This is a genomic window from Bartonella queenslandensis AUST/NH15 (assembly GCF_000312585.1).
Taxonomy (GTDB): Bacteria; Pseudomonadota; Alphaproteobacteria; order Rhizobiales; family Rhizobiaceae; genus Bartonella; species Bartonella queenslandensis_A.
On the sequence record NZ_HE998003.1, the window covers coordinates 270,375 to 270,865 of the forward strand.

Below are 491 nucleotides of genomic sequence, written 5' to 3' on the forward strand. Positions count from 1 at the left end.
ACGGGATAAGGTTCTACCGTTTCATAATTCACGTGCAAATGCCCCAGTTCACGCCCTGCATTAACAAATTTCCAAAAATCATCAGAACTCTTTACACAAGGGATACGAGGCAATTCTTTAGAGAGGTTATCAGCATAACGAGCGCGGTAATCTTCTGAATGCAAAATACCGTAAACATAATAGAAGAGATCATCTTTAGTGATTTTCTCATCAGGATAAGCAGCTTTAAAATGGTCTAGACCTTCATCCGTAATGGCATCACGCCGTTGTAAATTAGCTGTTTTGCTGTTTTCTGTAGAATTCGTAAATAAATGGGATTGTTGCTTACTTTTATCTTTTGAGATCGTAGTGTCTTCGTAAAAATATCTTGGAAAGCATTGACTTTTTTCTATTGAATTCAAATTAGGCACAGTATTCGTCATCAAAACAGAAAAACCTTTCATTGCCCCGATTCCTGCAACTTGTATCATTTTATTTTCAACGATTTGTCC

At 36.7% G+C, this 491-nt stretch carries 1 protein-coding gene; it reads right to left on the reverse strand.

What is annotated here, in order from left to right; all coding sequences use genetic code 11:
* Positions 1-491: type ISP restriction/modification enzyme (locus BN338_RS12130; RefSeq protein ID WP_039760112.1), on the reverse strand; the 491-nt coding region annotated here is incomplete at both ends.